This window comes from Variovorax sp. GW821-FHT09D04 (assembly GCF_059416405.1).
This window is the reverse complement of record NZ_JBWKPA010000012.1, coordinates 1-25,626: the sequence shown is the minus strand read 5'-3', so window position 1 is coordinate 25,626 and position 25,626 is coordinate 1. Positions and strand designations below refer to the sequence as shown.

Here is a 25,626-nt window from a genome sequence, read left to right as displayed (position 1 = left end):
ATCGCTCACCACAATGACGGCCCGCAACCGGTCATTTCGACACCGGACCGGTGCCGAGCAGAAGATTCTTGATCTGTTCGCTCTTTGGCGCAACGTGGGCGCCAGGCCCCGCGCTCAGGCCGCGTGGGCGCGTACCGCGGGCGTGAACAGCGTTTCCATTTCCTGGCGCAGGCGGTAGGCGGCGGTGCTGGTGTCCATCGCCACGTCGGCCCAGCTCAGGCTCTGGCCCTTCTTCACGGGGCGCACGAGCCTGACGTTGTGCGCCAGCCCCAAAGGCAGGCCGCCCAGGCGCAGCGAGCGCTCCGCCGGCAGCAGCTTGCCCCAGACGGTGTAGCCGCCTTCGCCGTCGAGCATCTCGCCCGCGGCGAGGTCGCGCTTGGCGGTGGCGACCACGTCGGCGTTCCAGCCGGTGGCCACGCCGGTGGGCTCGCCGCGCAGCGCCACGCTGGCGACCGACATGCCCACCTCGAGCCCGATCAGGTGCCAGCGCTTGTACAGCGTGAAGTAGCGCCCGCTCGGGTCGGTGTGGGCGTTGTATTCCTCGAAGCAGTTCTTGATGTAGTCGGTCTCGGCCTCGACCGTGACCCACACGCCCATGCGGATGTCGTAGGGGATCTTGCGGCCGTCGGCCTCGAGCGACGAGATCACCTCGACCATGCCCTTGCGCTCCAGCACGCCGCCTTCGCTCTTCGGACGCGTGACGAAGGGAATGTCTTCCACGCTCGCGGGCGGGTAGAGCAGGCCGTCGGAAGGCACGCCCAGGCCGGTGGCGTTCGCCACGGCCGAGCTTTCGATCGACGGCTTGGAGCCGTCGAGAAAACTGTTGAACATCTTCGGGTTCAGCCCGCCGCGTTTCGCCTGCTCGGGCGTGAGGCCGTAGTTGCCCCACACCGTCTCGGGCGTCGATTCGGTGAAGTGCGGCAGCCACTTGTGGCCGCGCCCGGCCGCCACCACCGGAAAGCCGCAGGTGCGGGCCCAGTCGACCAGGTCGCAGATCAGCGCGGGCTGGTCGCCGAAGGCCAGCGAATACACCACGCCGGCCTGCTGCGCCTTGTGCGCGAGCAGCGGGCCGCAGAAGGCGTCGGCCTCGACCGTCACGTTGACCACGTGCTTGCCGTGTGCAAAGGCGTCCAGGCAGTGGTCGACCGCGGCGACCGGGTTGCCGGTGCACTCCACCACGATGTCGATGGACGGTTCGCGCGTCACGGCCTGCCAGTCGTCGGTGATCCAGGTGGCGCCGGTCTTCAGCGCCTCTTGTACCGAGGCGGCATTGCTGCGCTCGGCCTGCCAGCCCACGCGCTCCAGGTTGACGCGCGCGGCGGCGGGCGAGAGGTCGGCAATGGCGACCAGTTGCACGCCGGGCGTGCGCGGGATCTGCGCCAGGTACATGGCGCCGAACTTGCCGGCGCCGATCAGGCCGATGCGGATGGGGCGGCCTTCGGCGGCGCGTTGTTGCAGGCGGGTGTGCAGGCTCATGGCGGTCAGGCTTCCACGGTTTCGATGACGTCGGGCGAGGTGCGCAGCGCGCTCTCGGGCAGGCCGTCTTTCCACGGCACCTCGACGGGGTAGGGCGTCAGCAGGCAGTCGTCGGGCAGCACCTCGATGGGCGCGAAGTTTCTGTGCGCGATGTACTCGGGCCGCTGGTGGCGGCGGATGTGGTTGCTGACCGCGCACAGGCTCAGGTACACCGCCACGCGGTTGAAGGGCGAGAGGTTGCTGCCCGAGGCATGCACGAGGCAGCTGTGGAACAGGATCATCGAACCGGCCGGCCCCTTGGGCGAGACGATGCCGCCCTGCGTGCCGCCGGCGCGATCGACCAGCTGGCGGATCAGGTCGTTGTCGACCGTCCACAGCGGGTAGCTGGTGGTCGTGAGGTCATGCTTCGCATCGACCACGCCCTTGCGGTGGCTGCCCGGAATGAACATCAGCGGGCCGTTGTGCTCGGTTACCTCATCGAGAAAGATGGCCACGTTCATCGCGCGCTCGGTGGGCATCAGGTCGTCGTTGAGCCAGGTGCCGTAGTCCTGGTGCCACTGCCACACGTCGCCTTCGAAGGCCATCTTGCCGTTGATCTTGAACTGGTGCATGTAGACCGCTTCGTCGAACAGGTCCATCACCGGCTCGACCATGCGCGGATGCCGCGCCAGCCGCGCGAAGGGCTCGCTGATGAGGTGCGCCGCGAAGTTCGTGCGCACGGCGTCGGAGCCTTTCTCGCGCACGTTGAAGGCCGCGCGCTTGCTGTACAGGTCGGGCACCGCATCGGTCAGCACCTTCGTCTCTTCGGGCGAGAAGTGGCCAGGGAAGAACAGGTAGCCCTCGCGCTCGAACTGCGCGCGTTGCTCGGGGGTCAGCTTCATGCCTTGTCTCCTTTTCGGGTGGGGGATGCGGATGCCCTGCGCGCCAGCTGCTGCGCGAGCCGCTCGGCCAGCGCGTCGCTGGCGCGCGAGACGTGCTCGTCGCTCAGGCGTGCGGCGCGTTCGACGTCGCCGGCGGCAATCGCGTCGGCAATGGCTTCGTGCTCGTCCCACAGCGACTCGCGCTGCGGCTCGGCCTGCAGCACCGCGCCCATCGCGCGGCGCAGGTGGCGCCAGTGCGGGTCGGCGCTCTGGCCGATCAGCGGGTTGCCCGAGGCGGCGTAGATGGCCTGGTGAAAGGCCACGTCGGCATCGATCATGGCTTCGACGTTGCGCCCGCGCGCCGTGCGCCGGCCGCGTTCGATGAGCTTCGGGTCGATGCGAAAGCGCTGCTGCGCCGCCAGCCGCGCGGCCAGCACGTCGAGCGCGCCGCGCACCTGGTAGACCTTGCGCATCGCCTCGGCCTCCAGCGGCGCCACCAGCACGCCGCGCCCGGGCGCGTCCTGCACGAAGCCGTCCTTCTTGAGCAGCCGCAGCGCCTGCAGCACCGGCTGGCGCGACACCGCGAGCCGCGCCGCGATGTCCTCCTGCGTGAGCCGCTCGCCCGGCGCGAGCGCGCCGCTGCTGATGGCGCCGAGCAGGGCGCGGTAGACCTGGTCGACGAGGTCGGGGGCGACTTCGATGCTGAGCAACTGGGCGGGCATGGTGGGCCTTTTCTGAACTCTGTATACAGAGTACGGAGTTCGGCGACGGGGCGCATCCCCGGGTTTTTACCCATCGGGGCTGCAAGGAACGGCGCGCCGCCGCTAAGCTCGACCCATGCAACTCCCTACCTACGACGACGTCATCGCCGCGGCCGCGCGGCTCGAAGGCCATGCCCACCGCACGCCGGTGCTGCAATCGACCACCGCCAACGAGCGCTGGGGCGCGCAGTTCTTCTTCAAGTGCGAGAACTTCCAGCGCATGGGCGCGTTCAAGTTCCGCGGTGCGTTCAATGCGCTGTCGAAGTTCGACGCGGCGCAGCGCAAAGGCGGCGTGATCGCCTTCTCGTCGGGCAACCACGCGCAGGCCATCGCGCTGTCGGCGCGGCTGCTGTCGATGCCGGCCGTGATCGTCATGCCCAAGGACGCACCCGCCGCCAAGGTCGCGGCCACCAAGGGCTACGGCGCCGAAGTGGTGATGTACGACCGCTTCACCGAAGACCGCGAGGCGCTGACCAAGCGGCTCGCGCAGGAACGCGGCATGACGATGATTCCGCCCTACGACCATCCCGACGTGCTCACGGGGCAGGGCACGGCGGTGAAGGAACTCATCGAAGAGACGGGCCCGCTCGATCACCTGTTCGTGTGCCTCGGCGGCGGCGGGTTGCTCTCGGGTTCGGCGCTGTCGGCGCGTGCGCTGTCGCCCGCCTGCAAGGTCTACGGCGTGGAGCCCGAGGCAGGCAACGACGGTCAGCAGTCGCTGCGCGCCGGGAAGATCGTGCACATCGAAACGCCCAAGACCATCGCCGACGGTGCGCAGACGCAGCACCTGGGTGAATACACCTTCGGCATCATCAAAAGGGATGTCGATGACATCTTCACCGTCACCGATGACCAACTCGTCGAGGCGATGCGCTTCTTCGCCGAGCGCATGAAGATGGTGGTGGAGCCGACGGGGTGCCTCGCGTTCGCGGGCGCCATCGCGGCTGCGAAGGCCATCGAAGGCCAGCGCGTGGGCATCGTGATCAGCGGCGGGAACGTCGACCTGTCGCGCTACGCGTCGCTGATCGGCTGATTCTTTTCAGGCCCGGATACCGCTCGCCGTCAGGTGCAGCAACCGGTCCGCGCGCGCCGCGGCGCTCTCCGAGTGCGTGACCAGCACCAGCGAGGCGCCGTGCTCGCGCGTCTGGCCGATCAGCAGGTCCATCACCTTCGCGGCGGTGGACGGGTCGAGGTTGCCGGTGGGTTCGTCGGCCAGCAGCAGCGCGGGCCGGTGCACCAGCGCGCGGGCGATGGCCACGCGTTGCAGCTGGCCGCCTGAGAGCGTCTGCGGCAGTCGCGCGCCCATGCCGGGCAGGCCGACGGCCTCCAGCATGTGGGCCACGCGCGCGTCTTCGCGCGGGCGACCCAAGAGCATCAGCGGCAGCGACACGTTCTGCGCCACGTCGAGGTGCGGCAGCACGTGGAAGGCCTGGAACACGAAGCCCACGTGCTGGCGGCGCCAGAGCGCGCGGGCCTCGCCGTCGAGCGCGCCGATGTCGGTGCCGTCGTGCGACACGCTGCCTTCGTCCCAACTGTCGAGGCCGGCCATGCAGTTGAGCAGCGTCGACTTGCCCACGCCCGATTCGCCCACGATGGCGACGAACTCGCCGGGCGCGACCTGCAGGCTCACGTGTTCGAAGACGGGCGCGTCGCCGTAGTGCTTGCCGAGGTTGGAGAGGTGCAAGGTCATGCGGGCGTCGCCCCGCGTGCGATGTGGACGATGTGCCGCACGGCGGCCTGCACCGCATCGGGCGAGTCGCAGGCGATCACGGTGCGCTGCGGCATGCTGCGCAGCCAGGTGATCTGCCGCTTGGCGAGCTGGCGCGTGGCGGCAATGCCGCGCTCGCGCAGCTCGCCCAGCGCCTTGGCATCGGGCGGTGCGTCGCCGCAGGCGTCGAGCATCTCCCAGGCCTGGCGGTAACCGACGCAGCGCATCGAGGGCAGGTCGGGCGACAGGTCGCCGCGCGCGCGCAGCGCCTTCACCTCGTCGAAAAAACCGGCCGCGAGCATCGCGTCGAAGCGCTCGGCGATGCGGCCGTGCAGCCAGGCACGGTCTTCCGGTTCAAGCGACACGAGCACGCCGCCGTCGACGGCCTTGGCGGCCTTGGTGTCGCTCGCATGGAAGCTCGACAGCGGCTGGCCGCTGCTTTCCCACACCTCGAGCGCGCGCTGGATGCGCTGGCTGTCCTGCGGCGCGAGCCGCGCGGCGGTGACGGGGTCGACCTGCGCCAGCCGCGCATGCATGGCGGGCCAGCCGAGCGCGGCGGCTTCGGCGTCGAGGCGCGCGCGCACGGCGGGGTCGGCGGCGGGCATGGCGTCGATGCCATCGAACAGCGCCTTGAAGTACAGCATGGTGCCGCCCACCAGCAACGGCAACGCGCCGCGTGCGCGGATGGCGTCGATGAGCCGCGTGGCGTCGGCCACGAAGGCGGCGGCGCTGTAGCTGTCGCGCGCGTCGAGGATGTCGATCAGGTGGTGCGGTACCGCGGCCTGCTCGGCGGCGGTGGGCTTGGCGGTGCCGATGTCCATGCCGCGGTAGACCAGCGCCGAGTCGACGCTGACGATCTCGACCGGCTGCAGCCGGGCCACGGCCAGGGCCACGGCGGTCTTGCCGGACGCGGTGGGGCCGGCGAGCGCGATGTAGCGCGGGGGAACAGGGGAAGCGGGGGGCATGCGTCGAGGGTAGCAAATGGCACGCACCGGGCGGTTGCCCGGGGGCTTGCCCGCGACGCCGTGCGTCAGGCGACGGCGGTCGCGTCCCGCATCCGCCGGATGTCCCGCAGCGGCGGCGCGCCGAACAGGCGCGCGTACTCGCGGCTGAACTGCGAGGCGCTTTCGTAGCCCACGCGCACGCCGGCCGTGCCTGCATCGATGTTCTGGTTCAGCATCAGCTGCCGCGCTTCCTGCAGGCGCAGCTGCTTCAGGTACTGCATCGGGCTCATGCCGGTCACGGCGCGGAAGTGCTGGCGGTAGGTCGACGGGCTCATGTGCGCCGACGCGGCCAGCTCGTCCGCCTGCACGGGCTTCCTGAAGTTCATCTTGAGCCACGCCAGGCTCTGCGCCACCTGCTGGCTGGGCGAGCCGACGGTCATGAGGCGCTGCAGCTGCGGGCCGTGGCGCCCGGCGAGCAGGCGCACGACGATTTCCTTCTGCAGCAGCGGCGAGAGCTGCGGAACGAGCTGGGGCTCGGCCAGCAGCTCGACGAGCCGCGTGACGGTGCCCAGCAGCGTCGGGTCGAGCGCGCCCAGCGACAGGGCGCGCTGGTTGTGGGGCTCCCTGGACGGCGGCGGCAGTGCCATCTCGGTCGCGACCTGCACGATGGTGCGCGGATCGAGCCGGATCATGAGGCCCAGGAAGGGCTGCGCCGCGCTGGCACGGGTGACGTGCGCCACCACGGGCAGGTCGGCCGTGATCAGCAGCGACTGGCCGGCGCCGTATTCATAGATCTCGTCGCCGAGCGCCGCGCGCTTCTGTCCGCCGACCGTGATGCCCAGGCCGAAGCCGTAGATGCAATGCACGGGCTCGGTCGCGGCGCTGCGCCGGTGCAGCGAGAGTTCGGGAATGGCGGTGGCGTGGTCGCCGTCGTTTCGGGCAATGCGCCCGACGGCCGTGGCCAGGGCACCGAGGACGGCCGAATCGTCTGGCTGCGTCGGCTGTAGCACTTCCATCTGAATCCTTTCGGGTGCTTGCGCAAAGTCTAGCGGGCGCATCTCATGCGCTTGGCGTTTTTGGCGCAGTCTCGTTGTTTCAGGCAAGAACGCGCGCGGATTGGGCAAGTGGCGGCGGGCGCTTCATCGGACACTGGCCGCCGTGAAGTCCTGCCGCGCGCGGCGCGAGGACCGTGCTTCCCCTCCACGATGATGAAAAAAGAAATGACCCACGACGAACGACATCCGCATCGCATCACCGCCTCGCTCGTGGCCGCACTGGCCATCGGCGCGAGCATGGCCGGGTCCGCGCCCGCCTTCGCCAGCACCGCGCTGGCGCAGAAGTACGCGTGCGTGGCCTGCCACCAAGCCGCCGTGAAGGTGGTGGGCCCCTCCTGGAAAGAGATCGGCGCGCGCTACGGCGACGGCAAGGGCACGGCCGCGCAGCTGGCCGCCAGCATGAAGGCCGGCAGCTCGGGCAAGTGGGGCGCGATGCCCATGCCCGCGCAAGCCCAGGTTCCCGATGCAGACCTGCAGGCGCTCGCGCAATGGGTGCTCGACGGCGCCAAGTGAACAAGATCGTTTCAACCCACCCACGGAGAAAACCCACATGAGCGCGCTCCACGTCAACGGCCGTGACCACACGGTCGACGCCGACCCCGGCACCCCCATCCTCTGGGCCCTGCGCGACACGCTGGGCATGACCGGCACCAAGTTCGGCTGCGGCGCGGCGCTGTGCGGCGCCTGCACCGTGCACATGGACGGCCAGGCCATCCGCTCGTGCATCACGCCCATCGCGGCGGCCGAGGGCAAGAAGATCACCACCATCGAAGCCGTGACCGGCGGCAACGACCGCGTGGGCGCGGCCGTGCATGCCGCGTGGGTCAAGCACGACGTCGCGCAGTGCGGCTACTGCCAGAGCGGCCAGATCATGAGCGCGACCGCCTTCCTGCAGTCGCTGCCCAAGGGCAAGCAGCCCAGCACCGACGAGATCGACTCGGCCATGGCCGGCAACATCTGCCGCTGCGGCACCTACGCCCGCATCCGCGCCGCCGTGGCCGATGCGGCCAAGACCCTCGCCTGAAGGAGCCGACGACATGCTGCCAAACATCGACTACAACGACCTGCCGCGCGCACTGCAGCGCCTGATGGCCCAGCCTGCGACCGATGACGCCGACGCGGCCGCCACGCTGCCGCGCCGCAGCTTCCTGAAGATGGCCGGCGCCGGCGGCCTCGTGCTCGGCGCCTTCCCGCACATGGCCATGGCGCAGGCCGACGGCCCGGCCAAGGCCGGCGGCGCGCTCAAGCCCACGCAACAGCCCTCGGCCTTCGTGCAGATCGCGCCCAACGGCGAGGTCACGGTCACCATCAACCGCCTCGAGTTCGGCCAGGGCGTGCAGACCGGCCTGCCGATGATCCTGGCCGAGGAGCTCGACGCCGACTGGGCCCTGGTGCGCAGCCGCAACGGCACCAACGACGCGGCCTACGCCGACCCGCTGTTCGGCATGCACCTGACCGGCGGTTCCAACTCGATCAAGAACAGCTACACGCAGTACCGCGAACTGGGCGCGCGTGCGCGGGCCATGCTGCTGTCGGCCGCGGCGCAGCGCTGGAAGGTCGATGTGGCCACGCTGCGCACGCAGGCCGGCACGGTCATCGGCCCGGGCGGGCGCAAGGCGGGCTACGGCGAGCTGGCCGAAGCGGCCATGGCGCTGCCGGTGCCCGAGACGGTGACGCTGAAGAGCCCGAAGGACTTCCGGATCATCGGCCGCCCGACCACGCGCCTGGACGCGCGCGCCAAGAGCAGCGGGCGACAGGACTTCGGCATCGACGTGAAGCAGCCCGGCCAGCTCACGGCCGTGGTCGCGCATCCGCCCGTGTTCGGCGCCCGCCTGGCCTCGGTGGACGACAGCGCCGCGCGCGCCGTCAAGGGCGTGAAGGCCGTGCTGCGCATTCCGCTGGACCGCGGCGCCGAGGGCGTGGCCGTGGTGGCCGACGGCTACTGGCCCGCCAAGCTGGGCCGCGATGCGCTCAAGCTGCAGTGGAACACCGACGCAGTGGAGAAGGTCGACAGCGACAAGCAGCTGGCCCAGTACCGCGAACTCGCGGGCCGACCCGGCAACCGCAAGTTCGACGCCGACATGGCGCCGCTGGCCGGCGCGCCGCACAAGCTCGAGGCCGAGTTCGTGTTTCCCTACCTGGCCCACGCGCCCATGGAGCCGGAGAACTGCACCGTGAAGCTGTCGGACGGCCGCGCCGAGCTGTGGGTCGGCACGCAGTCCGCCGACCTCGACGGCCAGGCCGCGGCGCGCACGCTGAAGCTCGATCCCGCGCAGGTGAAGGTGAACGTGCAGATGGCGGGTGGCGGCTTCGGCCGGCGCTTCGTGGGCTCGAGCGACTTCGTCGTCGAGGCCTGCGAGATCGCCAAGGCCGCGCGCGCCGCCGGCCTGAAAGACGCCCCCGTGCGCCTGCTGTGGAGCCGCGAGGACGACATCAAGGGCGGCTACTACCGCCCCATGCACCTGCACCGCGCACGCATCGGCTTCGACGAACGCGGCAAGATCCTCGCGTGGGACCACGTGATCGTGGGCCAGTCGATCACCGCGGGCACGGTGTTCGCGGGTTCCATGGTGAAGGACGGCATCGACGCCACCGCGGTGGAGGGCATGCGCGATCCGTACCCCGTGCCGATGCGCCTCACGGTGCATCACCCGCAGGTCAACGTGCCGGTGCTGTGGTGGCGCAGCGTGGGTTCCACGCACACCGCCTTCGTGATGGAGACGCTGATCGACGAGATCGCCCGCACGACCAAGCAAGACCCGGTGGCCTACCGCATGAGCCTCTTCGGCGACAAGCACCCGCGCCACCGCGCCGCGCTGCAATTGGCGGTCGACAAGAGCGGCTACGGCAAGAAGAAGCTGGCCGAAGGCCGCGCCTGGGGCGTGGCCGTGCACGAGTCCTTCGAGTCGGTGGTGGCCTACGTGGTCGAAGCGTCGGTGAAGGACGGCCAGCCGGTGCTGCACCGCGTGACCTCGGGCGTGCACTGCAACCTGGCGGTGAACCCGCGCAGCGTGGAAGCGCAGGTGCAGGGCGCGGCGGTGATGGGGCTGTCGACCTGCCTGCAAGGCAGCGCCATCACGCTGAAGGACGGTGTCGTGCAGCAGGGCAACTACGGCGACTTCACCGTGGCGCGCATCACGCAGGTGCCCGAGTTCGACGTGCACATCGTGCCCAGCGCCGATGCGCCCAAGGGGATGGGTGAACCGGGTCTGCCGCCGCTGGCGCCTGCCTTCGCCAACGCTGTGGCGCGGCTGACGGGCAAGCCCTTGCGCCAGCTGCCGTTCGACCTGGCCTCGGCCTGACGCGGGAACGGAACCGGTTGAAGAAGCCGGTTTAGATGGCGGCGGGCGCGGGCGTGTGCGCCTCGCCCCGCACCTCTTGCGGCGACAGCGCCGCGGAAGGCAATGAAGGCGGTGCAGGCCGCGGCGACACCAGCCGCGGCTGCGGCCGGCTGTCAGCCACGGTGCTGCTGTCCTCGGGCTTCATGCGAAACAGCTGCGACAGCGCCGCGCGGTACTGCGTCGCGCCCACCGAGTTGGTGTTGTGGTGCGAACCGCCCTCGACCAGCACGAACATCTTGGGCACCGTGGCCGCGTCGTACAGCTTGCGCCCGAGCGTCGGGTTGATCAGGCTGTCGGCGGTGCCGTGCACCACGAGCAGCGGCGCGCCGATGTCCTTGACGGTGCGAATCGCCTCGAAGCGCTGCGTGATGAACGGGCCGAAGGGCAGCCAGCCCCACTTGAAGCTGCTGGCCACGTCGGCGATGGAGGTGAAGGTGCTCTCGACGATGGTGCCGCTCTCGTCGTTCACCGTGGCCGCCAGGTCGATGCCGATGGCGCCGCCCAGCGAGTGGCCGAAGATGTAACGGTGCTGGCGCGGGTGGCGCGCGGCCAGCCAGGTCCAGGCGGCGCGGGCGTCTTCGCGGGCCGAGGCTTCCGAGGGCAGGCCCTTGGAGCTCTTGCCGAAGCCGCGGTAGTCGATGGCCAGCACCGAGAAGCCCAGCTCGTGCATGCGCTGGATGCGCGGCGCCGAACCGGCCACGTTGTAGCGCGCACCATGCAGGTACAGCAGCACGGGGGTCTCGGTGGTTTCGGGGGCGCCGCCGAGCCACAGGCCGTGCAGGCGCGCCGGTTCACCGGTGATGGACGACTGGAAGTCGATCCAGACATCCTGCATGCCTTCGGTCATCTGGGCCGAATTGCCCCAGCTGCGGTCGCTGGGCTGGAAGATCCATTCGCGCTGGCGTTCGTCGAGGGTCGAACAGCCGGCTGCCAGGAGGGCACAGAGCGAAAAGATGGACGCGAGGAGGGGCCAGCGTTTGATCATGGGGTGGAGGGACAGCGAAAGTCGGCCGAAAGTTCATCTGCTTGCTTTCTGAAACGCGTCGGCATCGCGTGTCAGCTCCCCCCGTGCAGCGCTCGCCGGCGCCTGGCACGAGACCATGCAACGTGCGTGCCCGCACCGTGGATGACGCCACAAAACCCTCGAAAACCCTCGAAATGGGCGCTGACAGCGCTTATCTGCCGCACAGGCCCCGGTGTTCAGCCCGGCGCCGGCTGCACGAAATACACCACCATCCGCAGGTGCCGGTGCGTGTCGACCACCAAGGTTTCGTGGTGAAACTCCAACGGTCCGCTGTCGGCCGTCTGTACGCATCCGAGGCCGCGCCGGGCGGGCGCGCTGTCGGGGGTGTCCCACCAGCGGCGGAAGTCGGGCGAGAGCGCTTTCAGGTCCGCGACCAGGCCCCGCATGGCCGGATCGTCGGGCGCAATGGCGAAGTCGTATCGGAATTGCGCCAGCAGCCCGGGCGCGTCGTCGCGCCAGGCGGGCAGGCACCGGCGCAGTTCGGGGTCGGCGAACACCATGCGAAGGAGGTTGCGCGCCTCGCGCTCCCGCGCGCTGAGGCCGAAGAGCGCGTCGGCCGCGGCGTTCCAGGCCACGACGTCCCAGCGCAGGTTGAACACGTAGGCGGGGCGGGTGGGCAGCTCGTCCATCAGCTGCTGGATGCGGGGCGTGACCGACGCCTGCTGATGGGCCTCCGGCGGCGGCGGGCGCTTGTGGGCCAGCAGGAACAGGTGGCTGCACTCGGCGTCGTCCAGCTTCAGGGCATGCGCCACGCCGAGCAGGAATTTCTGCGACACCTGGATCTCGCGCCCCTGCTCGAACCACGTGTACCAGGTGAGCCCCACGCCGGCCATCACCGCGACCTCTTCGCGCCGCAGGCCGGGCGTGCGGCGCCGCCCCTGCGAGGGCAGGCCCACATCGGCGGGCGTGAGCTTGCGGCGGTGCCGGGTGAGGAACTCCGACAGCTCGTTCCTGGTGCGGCTGAGGCTGCGCTCGATCAAGGCTGTTGTCTCCAGTAATAGGATAAACGCTTAAATTGTAATGTGATGATCTTGTCCTGAAGATGGGGCTTCCGCAACCCGAACGCGCACCCGGAGGCCCCTTTTGACCGCACCTTGCGATTCACTTTCCCTTTCCGACAGCTTTCCGGCCGCGCGGCGCGAAGGCCGCGCCGGCGCCCGCGAATGGACCGGGCTCGCGCTGCTGGCGCTGCCGACCCTGCTGCTCGGGCTCGACCTCACGCTGCTGCACCTGGCACTGCCCGCGCTGGCCCTGGACCTGCGCCCCACGAGCGCGCAGGCGCTGTGGATCGTCGATGCCTACGGTTTCATGATTGCCGGCTTTCTCGTCACGATGGGCACGCTGGGCGACCGCATCGGACGGCGCAAGCTGCTCATGGTGGGCGCGGCGGCGTTCGGCGTGGCGTCGGTCATGGCGGCCTGTTCGACCAGCGCCAACCAACTGATCGCCGCGCGTGCCGTGCTCGGCGTGGCGGGCGCGACGCTGATGCCGTCGACGCTGGCGCTGATCAGCAACATGTTCCTGCACCCGCACCAGCGCGCGCTGGCCATCGGGCTGTGGGCGACCATGTTCGCGCTCGGCATGGCGGCCGGGCCGGTGGTGGGCGGCCTGCTGCTCGCGCACCACGGCTGGGGCGCGGCCTTTCTGGTCGCGCTGCCGGTGGTCGGGCTGCTGCTGGTGGCGGCGCCGTTCCTGTTGCCGGAGTACCGCGCGCCGCAGCAGGGGCGGCTCGACCTGCCCAGCGTCGCGCTGTCGCTGCTGGCATTGCTGCCGGTGGTCTACGGCATCAAGCAGGTCGCGAAGGACGGGATCGGCGTCGGTGCCGTGCTGGCGCTCTTCGGTGGGCTGGCGTTCGCGCTGGGGTTCGTCCGGCGGCAACGGCGGCTGCGCCATCCGCTGATCGACCTCGGCCTGTTCGCCAGCCGGGCCTTCAGCGTCGCGCTGGTGGTGTTGCTGGTGGGGCTGGTCGGTGTCGGCGGGACGATGCTGCTGGTGACCCAGTACCTGCAGCTGGTGGCGGGCCTGTCACCGCTCGCCGCCGGGCTGTGGATGGGGCCGCCGGCGCTCGCGATGCTGGTGGCCGGCATCACGGCGCCGCTGCTCGCGCGGCGCATCCGGCCGGGCCATGTGATGGCGGGGGCGCTGGGGTTGTCGGTCGTGGGCTACCTGGTGCTGAGCCAGCTCGATCGCACGCCGCATGGCATCGCACTGGTGACGGCCGCGTTCTCGCTCGTGTACCTCGGCTTGGGCACGATTGCCGCGCTGGGCACCGACCTGGTCGTGGGCGCCGCGCCACCCGAGAAGGCGGGGTCGGCCTCGGCCTTGTCCGAAACGGTGCAGGAGCTGGGCCTCGCCGTGGGCATCGCCACGCTGGGCAGCCTGACGACGGCGGTGTATCGCACGCGGATGGGCGACCCGATCGACGGCATGGCCGTGGACCTTCAACGCGCGGTATCGGACAGCCTGGCAGGCGCTACAGCGGTTGCGCATGAGTTGCCTGCCGGCGTGCTGGCACAGGCGCAGGCCGCCTTCCTCGCAGGACTGAATGCAGCCGCAGCCACCAGCGCCGTCAGCATCGCGGTCCTGGCGGTGCTGGCCGCCGTCACGCTGCGGCACGTCGGCGTGGCCGCCGATGACGGGCTCAGCGCCCGCGCATGAACAGCGAATCGAGCTCGCGGATCGACAGCTGGCGCCAGGTCGGCCGGCCGTGGTTGCACTGGTCGGAGCGCTCGGTGGCTTCCATCTGGCGCAGCAGGCCGTTCATCTCGTCGATGGTGAGCTTGCGGTTGGCGCGCACCGCGCCGTGGCAGGCCATGGTCGACAGCAGTTCGTTCTGCGCGCGCTGCACCACGGTGCTCGCGTCGTGCTGGCCCAGCTCGGCGAGCACGCTGCGCGCCAGCTCCACCGGGTCGCCGTCGGCCAGCGTGCCGGGCACGGCGCGCACGGCCAGCGTGCGGGCCGAGAAGGGCGTGATCTCCAGCCCCAGCGTGGGCAGCACCTCGGCGCAGGCCTCGGCCGTGGCCACTTCCTGCGGTGTGGCCGCGAAGGTGGCCGGGATCAGCAGCGGCTGGCTCGTGATGGCCGCGCCGTCGAGCTGGGTCTTGAGCCGCTCGTAGACGATGCGCTCGTGCGCCGCGTGCATGTCGACGATCACGAGGCCCTGGCTGTTCTCGGCCAGGATGTAGATGCCCTGCAGCTGGGCCAGCGCGCGGCCCAGCGGCCAGGCGTCCTGGTTCATGACAGGGGCAGGGGCGGGCGCTTCGCCGTCCGGCAGCCCGACCGGCGCGCGGAACGACATCGCCGGCGCTTCGGTCTGCCACTGCGACGGGGCCGTGACCGGCGCATGCCCCTGTTCCTCGGTGCGCCGCGGCCACATCGCCTCGAAGTCGCCGGCACCGCGCTCGCGCGCCTGGAACGGGATCGCGGGCTGCGACCAGCTGGCGCTCGGCGGCAGCGGGGTCTGCTTGAAGAAGGGCTGCGGCGGCGCGTCGGCCGGTGCCAGCGCATCGCCGGCGCGCGGCGCGGCCAGTGCGTCCTCGATGGCGTGGCGCACCGCCTGGTGCACCTCGCGCCCGTCGCGGAAGCGCACCTCGATCTTGGTCGGGTGCACGTTGACGTCGACGCGCGCGGGGTCGATCTCCAGGTACAGCACGTACACCGGCTGGCGCTGGCCGTGCAGCACGTCTTCGTAGGCGCTGCGCACCGCGTGCGACAGCACCTTGTCGCGCACGAAGCGGCCGTTGACGTAGAAGAACTGCTGGTCGTTGCGCGAGCGCGCCGCGTCGGGAATGCCGGCACGGCCGATCACGCGCACCGGGCCGCCTTCGCGCAGCACGGAGACGCTCTGCGACACGAAGTCGTCGCTCAGCGCATCGGCCAGCCGCTGCTCGGGCGTGGCGGCGGCGCGCCATTGTTCGATCAACTTGCCGTCGTGCCAGACCGAGAAGCCCACCTCGGGCCGCGCCAGCGCATGGCGGCGCACGGCCTCGATGCAATGGGCCAGCTCGGTGGCGTCGGTCTTGAGGAACTTGCGCCGCGCGGGCGTGGCAAAGAACAGCTCACGCACCTCGACCGTGGTGCCCACCGAGCGCGCCACCGGCCGCAACTCGCCGGTGCCGCCGTCGAGCACGAAGGCGCTGTCGGCGCCGGTGAAGCGCGAGAGGATGCTGAGCTCGGCGATCGCGTTGATGGCCGCCAGCGCCTCGCCGCGAAAGCCCATGGTGCCGACCGTTTCCAGGTCGCTCAGGCTCGCGATCTTGCTGGTGGCGTGGCGGCGCAGCGCCACCGTGAGTTCCTCGCGCGGAATACCCAGGCCGTCGTCTTCGACCGAAATCAGCCGCACGCCGCCCGAGGCCAGCCGCACGGTGATCTGGCGCGCGCCGGCGTCCAGCGCGTTGTCGAGCAGTTCGCGCACCACCGAGGCGGGGCGCTCGACCATTTCACCGGCGGCGATCTGGCTGATCAGCTCGTCGGGGAGTTCACGGATCGGGCGGCGTTCGGCGGGGGGGAGGGAGGAGGGTAGGGCACTCACCGGAAACATTCTAAAAGCGGCGCCCGAGCAGGGCGGTTGGCGGTGTATTTGGCGCGCTTATACCGATCCTCAACCGATCTCATTGGCTTTGGCGAGGGCGAAAACCTAAGCTCCCTCTCGCCAACGTATTCGCACAACAAGAACGCACCGGAGACACCCAATACACCGCCATGGCCCAACGCCATGCCGCGCAGGGGGCCGCCGCGCGCGTTCGCCGACCCTCCTGAAAGCCGACGCCATGACGACACCCCGCCCCCTGCGCTCCGCCGCCTGGTTCAACAACCCCGAACACAGCGAGCTCTCGGTCCTGCACCTGGCCTGGTTCCTGAACTACGGCCTCACCCGCGAAGAGCTGCAATCGGGCAAGCCGATCATCGGCATCGCGCAAAGCGGCTCCGACCTCACGCCCTGCAACCGCCACCACCGCGAGCTGTCGCTGCGGGTGCGCGAAGGCATCCGCGAGATGGGCGGCATCGCGATGGAATTCCCGATGCACCCGATCCAAGAGAACGGCCGCCGCCCCACGGCCGCGCTCGACCGCAACCTGGCCTACCTGGGGCTCGTCGAGATCCTCACCGGCTACCCGATCGACGGCGTGGTGCTGACCACCGGCTGCGACAAGACCACGCCCGCCGCGCTGATGGCCGCGGCCACCGCCAACATCCCCGCCATCGTGCTGTCGGGTGGCCCCATGCTCAACGGCTGGCACGAAGGCCAGCGCACCGGCACCGGCACCACGCTGTTCAAGGCGCGCGAGCTGTTCGCCAAGGGCAGCATCGACTTCCCCGGCTACATCGACCTCGTGGGCTCCACCGTGCCCTCGGCCGGCCACTGCAACGTGATGGGCACCGCCTCGACCATGAACGCGCTGGCCGAAGCCCTGGGCATGAGCCTGCCCGGCTGCGCGGCCATTCCCGCGCCGTACCGCGAGCGCGGCCAGATGGCCTACGAAACCGGCCGGCGCATCGTCGACATGGTGCGCGAAGACCTCAAGCCTTCGGACATCCTCACGCGCTCGGCCTTCGAGAACGCGATCGTCGTCAACTCGGCCATCGGCGGCTCGACCAACGCGCCCATCCACCTCATCGCCATTGCCAAGCACGCGGGCGTGGAGCTGAACATCCAGGACTGGGAAACGGTCGGCCTCGACGTGCCGCTGCTGCTCGACATGCAGCCCGCCGGCAAGTACCTCGGCGAGGAGTTCTACCGCGCGGGTGGCGTGCCCGCGGTGGTGGCCGAGCTGCATCGCCATGGCCTGATCCGCACCGACGCGCGCACCGTCAACGGCCACACCCTGGCCGTCAACTGCGCTGACGCGCCGGTGAAAGACGCCGACGTGATCCGCCCCTTCGACCAGCCGCTGCGCGAGAACGCCGGCTTCCTCGTGATGTCGGGCAACCTGTTCGACAGCGCGATCATGAAGACCAGCGTGATCTCCGACGAGTTCCGCGCGCGCTACCTGAGCCAGGCCGGCGACCTCGACGCCTTCGTGGGCCGCGCCATCGTGTTCGACGGCCCGGAAGATTTCGAAGCCCGCATCGAAGACCCGTCGCTGGACATCGACGCGAGCTGCATCCTGTTCATGCGCGGCGTCGGCCCGATCGGACACCCGGGCTCGTCGGAAGTGGTCAACATGCGCGCGCCGTCGCACCTGCTCAAGAGCGGTGTGTCGGCCTTGCCCTGCATCGGCGACGGTCGGCAGTCGGGCACCTCGGGCTCGCCGTCGATCCTCAACGCCTCGCCCGAAGCCGCAGCGGGTGCCGGCCTGGCACTGCTGCAGACCGGCGACAAGGTGCGCGTGGATCTGAAGGAACGCACCGTCAACATGCTCGTCGACGACGAGGTGCTGCAAGCGCGCGCCCGTGACCTCGAAGCGAAGGGCGGCTACCCGATTCCCGCGAGCCAGACGCCATGGCAGGAGATCCAGCGCGCGATGGTGGACACGCTCTCTGAAGGCATGGTGCTGAAGCCGGCGACCAAGTACCAGCGCGTGGCGCAGACGGCTGGGATTCCGCGCCGGAATCACTGAGGACGGTTGCTGTTCAGGGCGCGATCCCGCCGACGGGTGCCTTGCTCCGCGAATGTCCTCCGGCCTGCGGCCTCCCCCTTGATTTCGCTGCGCAAGGCACCCCATCAGCGTGATCGTTGCGAGGGGTGGCAGTTGATCAGCCGCGAACCAGCAGCGTGCCCTCGTGCGCAGGGCATTGGGTGCTCCCCGCAGCGAAATCAAGGAGGAGCCGAAGGCGGGGGACATTCGCGGAGGGGAGTACCCGATGTCCTGTGCACACGCCCTGAACAAACACCCGCAAACCAGAATTTTTCAATTCAAAAGAAGGAGTCAGACATGAAGTGGATGAGCGTTCAAACGCCCCAAGGCCCCCGCGTGGGCTACATCAAGGACGGCGCACTGCAGCCCGTCGATGCGGCCCGCATGCAGGACATCGTCGAAGGCAAGGCCTGGCGAGATGACGGTCAGCCGATCCCCCTCGCCGACGTCAAGCCCACGCTGCCGTTCGCACCGAGAAACATCATCTGCATCGGCGCCAACTACCGCGACCATTGCATCGAGACCGGCCTGGCGATCCCCGAAAAGCCCGTCGTGTTCGCCAAGTTCAGCAACACGCTGGCCGCTGATGGCGACGCGATCACCTGGCCCGAAGGCTTCACCGAGAAGGTCGACTGGGAAGCCGAGCTCGGCGTCGTCATCGGCAAGCGCGCACAGGGCGTGAGCGAAGCGGATGCGCTGTCGCATGTGTTCGGCTACGTCGCCGCCAACGACGTGAGCGCGCGCGACGTGCAACTGGGCGAGGCCCAATGGGTGCGCGGCAAGTCGCTCGACGGCTTCTGCCCGCTCGCGCCCACCGTCGTCACGCGCGACGAAGTGGCCGACGTGCAATCGCTGGGCATCCGCTGCCTCGTCAACGGCGAGGCCGTGCAGTCGTCCAACACCAGCGAAATGATCTTCTCGGTCGCCTTCCTTATCGCCTACCTCTCGCGCGCCATCACGCTCGAACCCGGCGACCTGATCCTCACCGGCACGCCCGCCGGTGTCGGCCTGGGCCTCAAGCCGCCACGCTTCTTGAAGCGCGGCGACGTGGTCTCGGTCGAGATCGACGGATTGGGTTCGGTGACGAACCCCGTCCACGGCGCGGTCGCAAGGGGCTAGCCTCGGCGCCTTTCAGACAGACATACCTATTCAGGAGACAACAACAATGACAACCACGAGTCCCTACGGCGAGCTGGTCACAGGCGCCATCCACAAGGCGCGCTGGCGCCTGCTGCCCATGCTGATCGTCATGTACATCATGTCGATCCTCGACCGCGTGAACGTCGGCTTCGCCAAGCAGGCGCTGCAGATCGACACCGGCCTGAGCAACAGCGCCTTCGCGCTCGGCGCCGGCATCTTCTTCGTGAGCTACGCGATCTTCGAAGTGCCGAGCAACGTGATCCTGTCGCGCGTCGGCCCGCGCATCTGGCTGTGCCGGATCATGGTCACCTGGGGGCTCGTGGCCTCGGCCATGATGTTTGCCACCACCGAGACCTCCTTCTACGTGCTGCGCTTCCTGCTCGGCATCGCGGAAGCGGGCTTCTACCCCGGCGTGCTGCTCACGCTGACCTACTGGTTCCCGGCCAAGGTCCGCGCACAGGCCAACGGCATTTTGCTGTTCGGCTTTGCGGGCGCGCTCGTCATCGGCGGGCCGATCTCCGGTGCGCTGCTCGACATGAACGGCATCGGCGGCCTCAAGGGCTGGGAGTGGATGTTCCTCATCGAGGGCCTGATGGCCGTGGTGGTGGGCATCGTGGCCTTCTTCGTCATCGTCGACCGGCCGCACAACGCGCCCTGGCTCACGACCGCGCAGCAGAACGCACTGCAGGCCGTGCTCGACCAGGAAGCGGCGGAGAAGTCGGCCGACAGCCCGCAGACCGTGTGGCAGACGCTGTGCAATCCGCGGGTCATGTTCTTTGCGCTGAACTTCTTCATCGTGCAGATCGCCGCCTACGGCCTCATCTTCTATCTCCCGACCCAGGTGGGGCAGATCCTGGGCCAGAAGATCGGCCTCCTGGTCGGCTTCGTCACCAGCATTCCGTGGCTGCTGGCGCTGTTCGTCGTGTACTTCGTCACGCGCTGGTCCGACCGGCACCACGACCGCCGCCGCGTCACCGTGGCCACGCTGTACACGATCTTCGGCGTGTGCGTGTGCCTGTCGGCGCATGGCTCGCCGATCTTTGCGATCGCGGCGCTGTCCATCGGCGCGTCGACCTACCTGTCGGGCACGCCGATCTTCTATGCCTTCCTGTCGGAGCGGCTGTCGGGCCTGGGCATTGCCACGGGCATCGCGCTGGTCAATTCCATCGGCAACCTCGGCGGCTTTGTGGCGCCCAACCTGCGGACCTATGTGGAGCAGAACCACGGCGGCTCGGCCGCGGGGCTGTACACGCTGGGCAGCGCGGCGCTGCTGGCCGCACTGATGCTGGCGCTCATGCCCAAGGGCTGGCGCGTGGCGAAGAAGAGCGGGGCTGCGGCAGCGCCGGCGGCCGTGCGCGACGGCCGGGCACGCGCCTAGTCGTTCAGAAGGCCTGTCGCCAGACGCGCGACAGGGCCTGCCATGCGCAGTCCACCTCCGGCCGCTTGAGCGCGCCGGCCAGGCAGACAAAGCGCAGGTCGCAGCCGATGCTCACGCGGTCGGCAATGACCAGGCCGTCGCGCTGGCTGGCCTGCAGCGCCAGCGCATCGCGCGCCAGCGAAATGCCCACGCCGGCGCGCACCAGCGCCAGCATCGACATCTCCTGGTCGGCCTGCGCGGCCTTCTTCAGCACCAGCTTGTGGGCCTGCAGCACCGGCGCCAGCAACCGCGAATGCGACGAGGTCGGCGGTGCCAGCACCCACGGCAGGTAGGCCAGCTCGGGCCAGTCGCGGCCCAGCACCTGCGGCGCCCAGCCGCTCGGGCCGATCACCTGGTAGTTGAAGCGCGCCAGCACCTGCGAATGGAACAGCTCGCCGTCGTGGCGCCGTGAGGCGGCGCTGGCCTGCGGCAGGTCGGTCGCCTCGGGGTCGCCGAGGTAGAAGCCGATGTCGAGTTCCTTGTTGAGCAGTTGGGCGAGCACGTCGCCGCTCGTGCCCTGGTGCAACTCGGTCTCGAGCTCGGGCGCCAGTGCCACCAGTTCGGTGAGGAAGGGGCTGAGCCGCGTGAAGTCGGGGTCGAGGATGGTGCCGATGCGCAGCGAGCCGCGCACGCCGCCCTTGAGCCGCTCGGCGGCCACCGCGAAATCGTTCAGGCTCTCGAGTGCATGTTCGGCATGGTTGAGCAGCGCCGCGCCGTCGCGCGTGAGCAGCAGGCCGGTGGGCGTGCGCTGGAACAGCTCCAGCTCGACCAGCGCGCCCAGTTCCTTGAGCTGCAGGCTCACGGCCGGCTGCGTGAGGAACAGGCGCTGCGCGCCGCGCGACACCGAGCCTTCGCGGGCCACGGACACGAAGGCCTGCAGGAGCCGGGGCTCGATCTTCTTCATGCCGCGCCGGGGAAAGGCTGCAGCTGCTTGTACATGACGAAGGCGTCCACGAAGCCCTGCTGCGGATGCCTGAATGCGCCCGGCAAGGTGCCGACGATGGCGAAGCCCATGTGCTGCCACAGCCGCACCGCGCGCTCGTTGGTGGAGACGACGAAGTTGAACTGCATCGCCAGGAAGCCCATGCGCAGGGCTTGCTGCTGCGAGTGTTCGCACAGCGCCGAGGCCACGCCCAGGCCGCGCGCCGCCTCGGACACCACATACCCGCAGTTGCTCACGTGCGCGCCCTGGCCCGGCTGGTTGGGCCGGATCACATAGGTGCCCAGCACGGCGCCTTCGTCGTTGCAGGCCACGAAGGTCAGGGTGGGCACCTTCATCCACGAATGGCGGGCCTGTTCCTCCGTCACATCGGGCGGGTAGGTGTAGGTGTCGCCGCGGCGGAACGTCGGTTCGAGAACGGCCCAGAGGGCAGGCCAGTCGGCATCGAGGGCTTCGCGGATCTGGATCATGGGGTGATTCGGAAAGGGTGCGGCATGCCAACAAGGATAATCCGCGCCCATGGAAATCATCAGCTTTCTCGTCGACTTCATCCTTCACGTCGACAAACACCTCGAGGCCTTCGTGGTCGCCTACGGCCCCTGGGTCTATGCGCTGCTGTTCCTGATCGTGTTCGTCGAGACCGGCGCGGTGGTCATGCCGTTCCTGCCGGGCGACTCGCTGCTGTTCATCGTCGGCGCGCTGTGCGGCGTGGGGCTCATGAGTTTTCCACTGGCCTGCGGCATCCTGATCGCGGCGGCCATCCTGGGCGACCAGTGCAACTACTCGATCGGGCGCTACTTCGGGCCCAAGGTGTTCCAGTGGGAGAACTCGCGCTTCTTCAACCGCAAGGCCTTCGACCAGGCCCACAGCTTCTACGAACGCTACGGCGGCATCACCATCGTGCTGGCGCGCTTCATGCCGTTCATTCGCACCTTCGCGCCCTTCGTGGCCGGCGTGGCCGAGATGAACCGCGCGAAGTTCACGGCCTACAACGTGGGCGGTGCGCTCATCTGGGTGCTGGGCATTGCCACCGCGGGCTACTTCTTCGGCAACCTGCCGTTCGTGCGTCAGCACCTGGACAAGATCATCTGGGCGCTGATCTTCGTGCCGGGCCTGCTGGCCATCTTCGGCGCGTGGCGCGCCTCGAAGGCCGAGAAGGCGCGGGCGGCGGCATCGCAGGCCTGAGCGGCTCCCGGCTCGCCCCAAGAAAAAACGCGCCCGAGGGCGCGTTTTTTCGTTGAGGGTTGGAAGGATCAATCAGTAGCGCGGCCCGTTGTCCGGGTAGTAGCCACTGCCGCGCGGGTAGCGTTGCTGGTTGTAGTAGTTGCGCTCGTCGACGTTGCGGCCCACCTGGTTGCCGATGATGCCGCCGATGGCTGCGCCGCCGAGCGTGCTGCCCGTGTTGCCGCCGATCGCATGGCCCACCGCCGCGCCGCCGAGTGCGCCAATGCCGGTGCCGAGGTTCTGGTTCGGACCGCTCGCACAACCTGCCAGCGTCATGACCGAAGTGGCAGCTGCAGCGGCGATCCAGAGACGTGTCTTCAACATGAGGTCCACCTTTCGAGAGTGATGGCCCATCATGGTCAAAAGTATGCATTTCGCGGTGTAGGAGCCTGCCGCGCTTGCCTGTGCGCAGGGGCGCGTGTTGCGGAACGCAACGCCTGAAAGCACGTGTGGCTAGGGAGTTCGCGGCTTCGGCGCCTTCTTCTTCGGGGCTTCCAGCGCACCCGACGACGCGGCCCGCAGGATGCGGCGGAAGGTAGGGCATTCCATGTGGCTGGGCGCGGGGCAGACCGCCGCATGCCGCAGGCCGTCGCGCATCGCCGTGAGCTGGCGGATCGTGCGGTCCAGGTCCTGCGCCTTGTCCGCGAGCAGTTGCCGGTCGATGCGCGGCTTGCCTTCGGGCGAGAACATGTGGCCGATTTCCTCCAGCGAGAAACCGGCGGCGCGCCCCAGCGCGATGAGCGCGAGCCGCTCCAGCACCTCGGGCGCGAACACGCGGCGCAGGCCGTGCCGGCCGGTCGAGGCGATCAGTCCTTTTTCTTCATAGAAGCGCAGCGTCGAGGCGGGAACGCCGGCGCGTTGCGCGACTTCCGAAATGTCCATGTGCCGGCCCCCTCTTGACTTCAAGTCGACTTGAATTGGCACAGTCTAGCTCTCGCCGCTTGAAGGCACCTGAAGGAAAACGATCATGGACGACACATCTCCCGCCAATGCCGAACAGGCCGCCTTGTGGAACGGCCACGCCGGCAGCGCCTGGGTCCGGACGCAGGCCGTGCTCGACGCGATGTTCCAGCCGCTCGAAGCGCGGCTGAGCGACGCGGTGCGCGCCGCGGGCGCCCGCCGCGTGCTCGACGTGGGCTGCGGCACCGGCCGCACGACGCTCGCCGTGGCGCGGCAGCTCGGCCCGACCGGCCAGTGCCTCGGCGTCGACATCTCTGCGCCGATGATCGAGGCGGCGAAGGCCCGCGCCGCGCGCGAGGCGCTCCCATCGGCCCGCTTCGTCTGCGCCGATGTGCAGGGCCACGCCTTCGAGCCGGCCGCGTTCGACACGGTGATCTCGCGCCTGGGCGTGATGTTCTTCGACGACCCGGTGCGGGCCTTCGCGAACCTGCGGCACGCGGCGGCCGACGGCGCGGCCCTGCGCTGCATCGCCTGGCGCGGCGGGGCCGACAACCCGTTCATGACCACGGCCGAACGTGCCGCCGCGCCGCTGCTGCCCGGCCTGCCGCCGCGCCAGCCGAACGCACCGGGCCAGTTCGCGTTCGCCGACCGCGCGCGGGTCGCGGGCATCCTCGAGGCGAGCGGATGGGGCGAGGTCGACATCCAGCCCTTCGAGGTCGAATGCGCGTTCCCCGCGACGGCGCTGGCCGACTACTTCACGCGGCTCGGGCCGGTCGGCCTGGTCCTGCAGGAAGTGGATGCCGCAACGCGCGCGCAGGTCGTCGAGACGCTGCATGCCGCCTTCGCGCCCTATGTGCAGGGCGACGACGTGCGCTTTGTCGCGGCCTGCTGGATGATTGCGGCGCGCGCGCCGGTGCGGGAGCGTGGCCATGTCTGAGGCGGTCGAATGCGCGCTGCGCACGCTGTGGATCGGCGCCGGCGCGACCGTGGTGATGGACCTGTGGGCCGTGCTGCGCCAGCGCCTGTTCGGCATTCCCTCGCTGGACTACGCGCTCGTGGGCCGCTGGCTCGTGCACCTGACGCGTGGGCGCTTCTTTCACGACCCCATCGGCAAGTCGCCGCGCGTGGCGGGCGAGGGCGTCATCGGCTGGACCGCGCACTACCTGCTCGGCATCGCGTTCGCGGCGGTGCTGCTCGCGGGCTGGGGATTGGAATGGGCGCGCCAGCCGACGCTGGTGCCTGCGTTGATCGTCGGCGTCGGCACGGTGCTCGTGCCGTTCTGCGTGATGCAGCCTGCGATGGGCGCGGGCTTTGCGGCGCGCCGCACGCCGCGCCCTGCGATGGCGCGGTTCCAGAGCTTGGTCACGCACGGCATCTTCGGCGTCGGCCTTTATCTGGCCGCGTGGGGCGCCCGCGTGGCGGGCTTCTAGCCTAGAGCTGCCGGCTGCGCGCGAGCGGCGGGTTCTGCGCGAAGTAGCGCTGGATGCCGCGCATCAGCGCGTCGGCCAGGTTCTCCTGGTAGTCGGCGCGGCGCAGGTTGGCTTCTTCCTCGGGGTTGCTGATGAAGGCGGTCTCGACCAGCACGCTCGGAATGTCGGGCGCCTTCAGCACCGCGAAGCCGGCCTGCTCGACCTGCGCCTTGTGCAACCGCGCGCCGATGCCCTTGATTTCGCCCAGCATCGCGCCGCCGAGCTTCAGGCTGTCGTTGATCTGCGCGGTGGTGCTCATGTCGAGCAGTGCGCGCTGCACCTGCGCCTCGTGGTTGCCCACGTTCACGCCGCCGACCTTGTCGGCGTCGTTTTCCTTGTTGGCCAGCCAGCGCGCGGCGCTGCTGGAGGCGCCGCTCTGGCTCAGCGCGAACACGCTGGCGCCGCGCGCGGCGGGCGTGGTGAAGGCGTCGGCGTGGATGCTCACGAACAGGTCGGCCTGCACGCGTCGCGCCTTCTGCACGCGCACGCCCAGCGGCACGAAGAAGTCGGCGTCGCGCGTGAGAAAGGCGCGCATCGGGCTGCCGTTGACGCTGGCTGCGTTGATGCGGTCGCGCAGGCGGTGCGCCACCTGCAGCACGATGTCTTTCTCGCGCGTGCCGTTCGGGCCGATGGCGCCGGGGTCTTCGCCGCCGTGGCCGGGGTCGAGCGCCACGATGATGATGCGGTCGGTGCGGCTGGCCGTGGCGCGCGGCGGCGGCCCGGGCGGTGTCACGGGTCGGGCCGGGGGCGCTGCGGCCACCACGGGCGGCGGTGCCGGCGGCAGCGGGA

25 protein-coding genes are annotated in these 25,626 nt (G+C 69.6%); 11 read left to right on the top strand and 14 right to left on the bottom strand.

All coding sequences use genetic code 11. The features are described from left to right. Window positions 1-114 precede the first annotated feature (114 nt). The 3 genes from AC07O4_RS27410 to AC07O4_RS27400 are packed head-to-tail and all read right to left on the bottom strand — an operon-like array spanning window position 115 to window position 3,058. Entirely contained in the window at window positions 115-1,476 is a 1,362-nt protein-coding gene (locus tag AC07O4_RS27410) for an NAD(P)H-dependent oxidoreductase (protein ID WP_495306169.1), read from the bottom strand. A gap of 5 nt (window positions 1,477-1,481) precedes the next feature. Next, complete coding sequence (locus AC07O4_RS27405; RefSeq protein WP_495306168.1) at window positions 1,482-2,357, bottom strand: phytanoyl-CoA dioxygenase family protein; 876 nt, start codon at window positions 2,355-2,357, stop codon at window positions 1,482-1,484. Then, window positions 2,354-3,058, bottom strand: coding sequence for a GntR family transcriptional regulator (locus AC07O4_RS27400; protein WP_495306167.1), 705 nt, complete (start codon window positions 3,056-3,058; stop codon window positions 2,354-2,356). Before AC07O4_RS27400 ends, AC07O4_RS27405 begins: the two co-directional genes overlap by 4 nt. 115 nt (window positions 3,059-3,173) lie before the next feature. Here AC07O4_RS27400 and AC07O4_RS27395 point away from each other — a divergent pair, with 115 nt between their 5' ends. Further along, window positions 3,174-4,130 carry a threo-3-hydroxy-L-aspartate ammonia-lyase gene (locus AC07O4_RS27395; RefSeq protein ID WP_495306166.1) on the top strand — a complete coding sequence of 319 codons (957 nt, stop codon included), beginning with the start codon at window positions 3,174-3,176 and terminating at the stop codon, window positions 4,128-4,130. A 6-nt stretch (window positions 4,131-4,136) separates the two neighbouring features. Here AC07O4_RS27395 and AC07O4_RS27390 read toward each other — a convergent pair whose 3' ends face one another. From AC07O4_RS27390 to AC07O4_RS27380, 3 genes are all read right to left on the bottom strand, one after another. Continuing rightward, complete coding sequence (locus AC07O4_RS27390; protein WP_062478488.1) at window positions 4,137-4,787, bottom strand: ABC transporter ATP-binding protein; 651 nt, start codon at window positions 4,785-4,787, stop codon at window positions 4,137-4,139. Next, window positions 4,784-5,770 (bottom strand): tRNA (adenosine(37)-N6)-dimethylallyltransferase MiaA, encoded by a 987-nt coding sequence (miaA, locus tag AC07O4_RS27385; protein WP_495306165.1) that lies wholly within the window; start codon window positions 5,768-5,770, stop codon window positions 4,784-4,786. Before miaA ends, AC07O4_RS27390 begins: the two co-directional genes overlap by 4 nt. A gap of 65 nt (window positions 5,771-5,835) precedes the next feature. Continuing rightward, entirely contained in the window at window positions 5,836-6,765 is a 930-nt protein-coding gene (locus AC07O4_RS27380) for an AraC family transcriptional regulator (RefSeq protein WP_495306164.1), read from the bottom strand. A 204-nt stretch (window positions 6,766-6,969) separates the two neighbouring features. Here AC07O4_RS27380 and AC07O4_RS27375 point away from each other — a divergent pair, with 204 nt between their 5' ends. From AC07O4_RS27375 to AC07O4_RS27365, 3 genes are read left to right on the top strand one after another with little or no spacing between them, the layout of a single operon-like run. After that, a complete protein-coding gene (locus AC07O4_RS27375; RefSeq protein ID WP_492682667.1) occupies window positions 6,970-7,317 on the top strand; it encodes a c-type cytochrome in 348 nt (115 codons plus the stop codon). Between the two features lie 37 nt (window positions 7,318-7,354). Then, on the top strand, window positions 7,355-7,828 hold the full coding sequence (locus tag AC07O4_RS27370; RefSeq protein WP_070063074.1) for a (2Fe-2S)-binding protein: 474 nt from the start codon (window positions 7,355-7,357) through the stop codon (window positions 7,826-7,828). A gap of 13 nt (window positions 7,829-7,841) precedes the next feature. Next, a complete protein-coding gene (locus tag AC07O4_RS27365) occupies window positions 7,842-10,106 on the top strand; it encodes a xanthine dehydrogenase family protein molybdopterin-binding subunit (RefSeq protein WP_495306163.1) in 2,265 nt (754 codons plus the stop codon). A gap of 31 nt (window positions 10,107-10,137) precedes the next feature. Here the strand turns inward: AC07O4_RS27365 and AC07O4_RS27360 are convergent, their stop codons facing one another. Beyond that, entirely contained in the window at window positions 10,138-11,130 is a 993-nt protein-coding gene (locus AC07O4_RS27360) for an alpha/beta hydrolase (RefSeq protein WP_447745695.1), read from the bottom strand. A 215-nt stretch (window positions 11,131-11,345) separates the two neighbouring features. Further along, window positions 11,346-12,149, bottom strand: a complete 804-nt coding sequence (locus AC07O4_RS27355; RefSeq protein WP_495306162.1) for a helix-turn-helix transcriptional regulator — start codon at window positions 12,147-12,149, stop codon at window positions 11,346-11,348. Between the two features lie 103 nt (window positions 12,150-12,252). Here AC07O4_RS27355 and AC07O4_RS27350 point away from each other — a divergent pair, with 103 nt between their 5' ends. After that, window positions 12,253-13,827 carry an MFS transporter gene (locus tag AC07O4_RS27350; RefSeq protein WP_495264555.1) on the top strand — a complete coding sequence of 525 codons (1,575 nt, stop codon included), beginning with the start codon at window positions 12,253-12,255 and terminating at the stop codon, window positions 13,825-13,827. On the opposite strand, the gene mutL is transcribed toward AC07O4_RS27350, so the two are convergent. Continuing rightward, window positions 13,811-15,700, bottom strand: coding sequence for a DNA mismatch repair endonuclease MutL (gene mutL / locus AC07O4_RS27345; RefSeq protein ID WP_495306161.1), 1,890 nt, complete (start codon window positions 15,698-15,700; stop codon window positions 13,811-13,813). The two genes, AC07O4_RS27350 and mutL, sit on opposite strands and share 17 nt — an antisense overlap. A gap of 238 nt (window positions 15,701-15,938) precedes the next feature. On the opposite strand from mutL, the gene AC07O4_RS27340 reads away from it, so the two are divergent. From AC07O4_RS27340 to AC07O4_RS27330, 3 genes are all read left to right on the top strand, one after another. Continuing rightward, the gene (locus AC07O4_RS27340) at window positions 15,939-17,729 is read left to right on the top strand and encodes an IlvD/Edd family dehydratase (protein WP_495306160.1); all 1,791 of its coding nucleotides are present in this window, start codon (window positions 15,939-15,941) and stop codon (window positions 17,727-17,729) included. A gap of 315 nt (window positions 17,730-18,044) precedes the next feature. Further along, window positions 18,045-18,866 (top strand): fumarylacetoacetate hydrolase family protein, encoded by an 822-nt coding sequence (locus tag AC07O4_RS27335; protein WP_495306159.1) that lies wholly within the window; start codon window positions 18,045-18,047, stop codon window positions 18,864-18,866. Window positions 18,867-18,912: 46 nt separating this feature from the next. Then, a complete protein-coding gene (locus tag AC07O4_RS27330; protein ID WP_492736243.1) occupies window positions 18,913-20,265 on the top strand; it encodes an MFS transporter in 1,353 nt (450 codons plus the stop codon). A 4-nt stretch (window positions 20,266-20,269) separates the two neighbouring features. Here the strand turns inward: AC07O4_RS27330 and AC07O4_RS27325 are convergent, their stop codons facing one another. Together AC07O4_RS27325 and AC07O4_RS27320 are read right to left on the bottom strand one after the other, a co-directional pair. Beyond that, the gene (locus AC07O4_RS27325; RefSeq protein WP_495306158.1) at window positions 20,270-21,208 is read right to left on the bottom strand and encodes a LysR family transcriptional regulator; all 939 of its coding nucleotides are present in this window, start codon (window positions 21,206-21,208) and stop codon (window positions 20,270-20,272) included. Next, window positions 21,205-21,714, bottom strand: coding sequence for a GNAT family N-acetyltransferase (locus AC07O4_RS27320; RefSeq protein WP_495306157.1), 510 nt, complete (start codon window positions 21,712-21,714; stop codon window positions 21,205-21,207). The genes AC07O4_RS27325 and AC07O4_RS27320 overlap by 4 nt, the downstream gene beginning before the upstream one ends. 49 nt (window positions 21,715-21,763) lie before the next feature. On the opposite strand from AC07O4_RS27320, the gene AC07O4_RS27315 reads away from it, so the two are divergent. Further along, complete coding sequence (locus tag AC07O4_RS27315) at window positions 21,764-22,429, top strand: DedA family protein (protein ID WP_062478522.1); 666 nt, start codon at window positions 21,764-21,766, stop codon at window positions 22,427-22,429. Between the two features lie 72 nt (window positions 22,430-22,501). Here the strand turns inward: AC07O4_RS27315 and AC07O4_RS27310 are convergent, their stop codons facing one another. Both AC07O4_RS27310 and AC07O4_RS27305 read right to left on the bottom strand, forming a co-directional pair. Further along, window positions 22,502-22,792: a YMGG-like glycine zipper-containing protein gene (locus tag AC07O4_RS27310; RefSeq protein ID WP_223301444.1), complete on the bottom strand. Its 291-nt coding sequence runs from the start codon at window positions 22,790-22,792 to the stop codon at window positions 22,502-22,504. A gap of 129 nt (window positions 22,793-22,921) precedes the next feature. Beyond that, entirely contained in the window at window positions 22,922-23,350 is a 429-nt protein-coding gene (locus tag AC07O4_RS27305; protein ID WP_139699904.1) for a helix-turn-helix domain-containing protein, read from the bottom strand. Window positions 23,351-23,435: 85 nt separating this feature from the next. Between AC07O4_RS27305 and AC07O4_RS27300 the strand changes: the two genes are divergently transcribed. Together AC07O4_RS27300 and AC07O4_RS27295 are read left to right on the top strand one after the other, a co-directional pair. Beyond that, a complete protein-coding gene (locus tag AC07O4_RS27300) occupies window positions 23,436-24,305 on the top strand; it encodes a class I SAM-dependent methyltransferase (protein WP_495306156.1) in 870 nt (289 codons plus the stop codon). Beyond that, window positions 24,298-24,798 (top strand): DUF2938 domain-containing protein, encoded by a 501-nt coding sequence (locus AC07O4_RS27295; RefSeq protein ID WP_495306155.1) that lies wholly within the window; start codon window positions 24,298-24,300, stop codon window positions 24,796-24,798. The genes AC07O4_RS27300 and AC07O4_RS27295 overlap by 8 nt, the downstream gene beginning before the upstream one ends. Before the next feature lies 1 nt (window position 24,799). Here the strand turns inward: AC07O4_RS27295 and AC07O4_RS27290 are convergent. Further along, the coding region (locus AC07O4_RS27290; protein ID WP_495306154.1) for an N-acetylmuramoyl-L-alanine amidase at window positions 24,800-25,626 on the bottom strand (827 nt) is incomplete at its 5' end.

Coding starts and splice junctions, on each gene's coding strand:
- AC07O4_RS27380 (WP_495306164.1), bottom strand. CDS start 6,765: ATGGAAGTGCTACAGCCGACGCAGCCAGACGATTCGGCCGTCCTCGGT.
- AC07O4_RS27360 (WP_447745695.1), bottom strand. CDS start 11,130: ATGATCAAACGCTGGCCCCTCCTCGCGTCCATCTTTTCGCTCTGTGCC.
- AC07O4_RS27405 (WP_495306168.1), bottom strand. CDS start 2,357: ATGAAGCTGACCCCCGAGCAACGCGCGCAGTTCGAGCGCGAGGGCTAC.
- AC07O4_RS27335 (WP_495306159.1), top strand. CDS start 18,045: ATGAAGTGGATGAGCGTTCAAACGCCCCAAGGCCCCCGCGTGGGCTAC.
- AC07O4_RS27410 (WP_495306169.1), bottom strand. CDS start 1,476: ATGAGCCTGCACACCCGCCTGCAACAACGCGCCGCCGAAGGCCGCCCC.
- AC07O4_RS27375 (WP_492682667.1), top strand. CDS start 6,970: ATGACCCACGACGAACGACATCCGCATCGCATCACCGCCTCGCTCGTG.
- AC07O4_RS27400 (WP_495306167.1), bottom strand. CDS start 3,058: ATGCCCGCCCAGTTGCTCAGCATCGAAGTCGCCCCCGACCTCGTCGAC.
- AC07O4_RS27310 (WP_223301444.1), bottom strand. CDS start 22,792: ATGTTGAAGACACGTCTCTGGATCGCCGCTGCAGCTGCCACTTCGGTC.
- miaA (WP_495306165.1), bottom strand. CDS start 5,770: ATGCCCCCCGCTTCCCCTGTTCCCCCGCGCTACATCGCGCTCGCCGGC.
- AC07O4_RS27370 (WP_070063074.1), top strand. CDS start 7,355: ATGAGCGCGCTCCACGTCAACGGCCGTGACCACACGGTCGACGCCGAC.
- AC07O4_RS27325 (WP_495306158.1), bottom strand. CDS start 21,208: ATGAAGAAGATCGAGCCCCGGCTCCTGCAGGCCTTCGTGTCCGTGGCC.
- AC07O4_RS27390 (WP_062478488.1), bottom strand. CDS start 4,787: ATGACCTTGCACCTCTCCAACCTCGGCAAGCACTACGGCGACGCGCCC.
- AC07O4_RS27295 (WP_495306155.1), top strand. CDS start 24,298: ATGTCTGAGGCGGTCGAATGCGCGCTGCGCACGCTGTGGATCGGCGCC.
- AC07O4_RS27340 (WP_495306160.1), top strand. CDS start 15,939: ATGACGACACCCCGCCCCCTGCGCTCCGCCGCCTGGTTCAACAACCCC.
- AC07O4_RS27395 (WP_495306166.1), top strand. CDS start 3,174: ATGCAACTCCCTACCTACGACGACGTCATCGCCGCGGCCGCGCGGCTC.
- AC07O4_RS27300 (WP_495306156.1), top strand. CDS start 23,436: ATGGACGACACATCTCCCGCCAATGCCGAACAGGCCGCCTTGTGGAAC.
- AC07O4_RS27365 (WP_495306163.1), top strand. CDS start 7,842: ATGCTGCCAAACATCGACTACAACGACCTGCCGCGCGCACTGCAGCGC.
- AC07O4_RS27315 (WP_062478522.1), top strand. CDS start 21,764: ATGGAAATCATCAGCTTTCTCGTCGACTTCATCCTTCACGTCGACAAA.
- AC07O4_RS27320 (WP_495306157.1), bottom strand. CDS start 21,714: ATGATCCAGATCCGCGAAGCCCTCGATGCCGACTGGCCTGCCCTCTGG.
- AC07O4_RS27330 (WP_492736243.1), top strand. CDS start 18,913: ATGACAACCACGAGTCCCTACGGCGAGCTGGTCACAGGCGCCATCCAC.
- AC07O4_RS27305 (WP_139699904.1), bottom strand. CDS start 23,350: ATGGACATTTCGGAAGTCGCGCAACGCGCCGGCGTTCCCGCCTCGACG.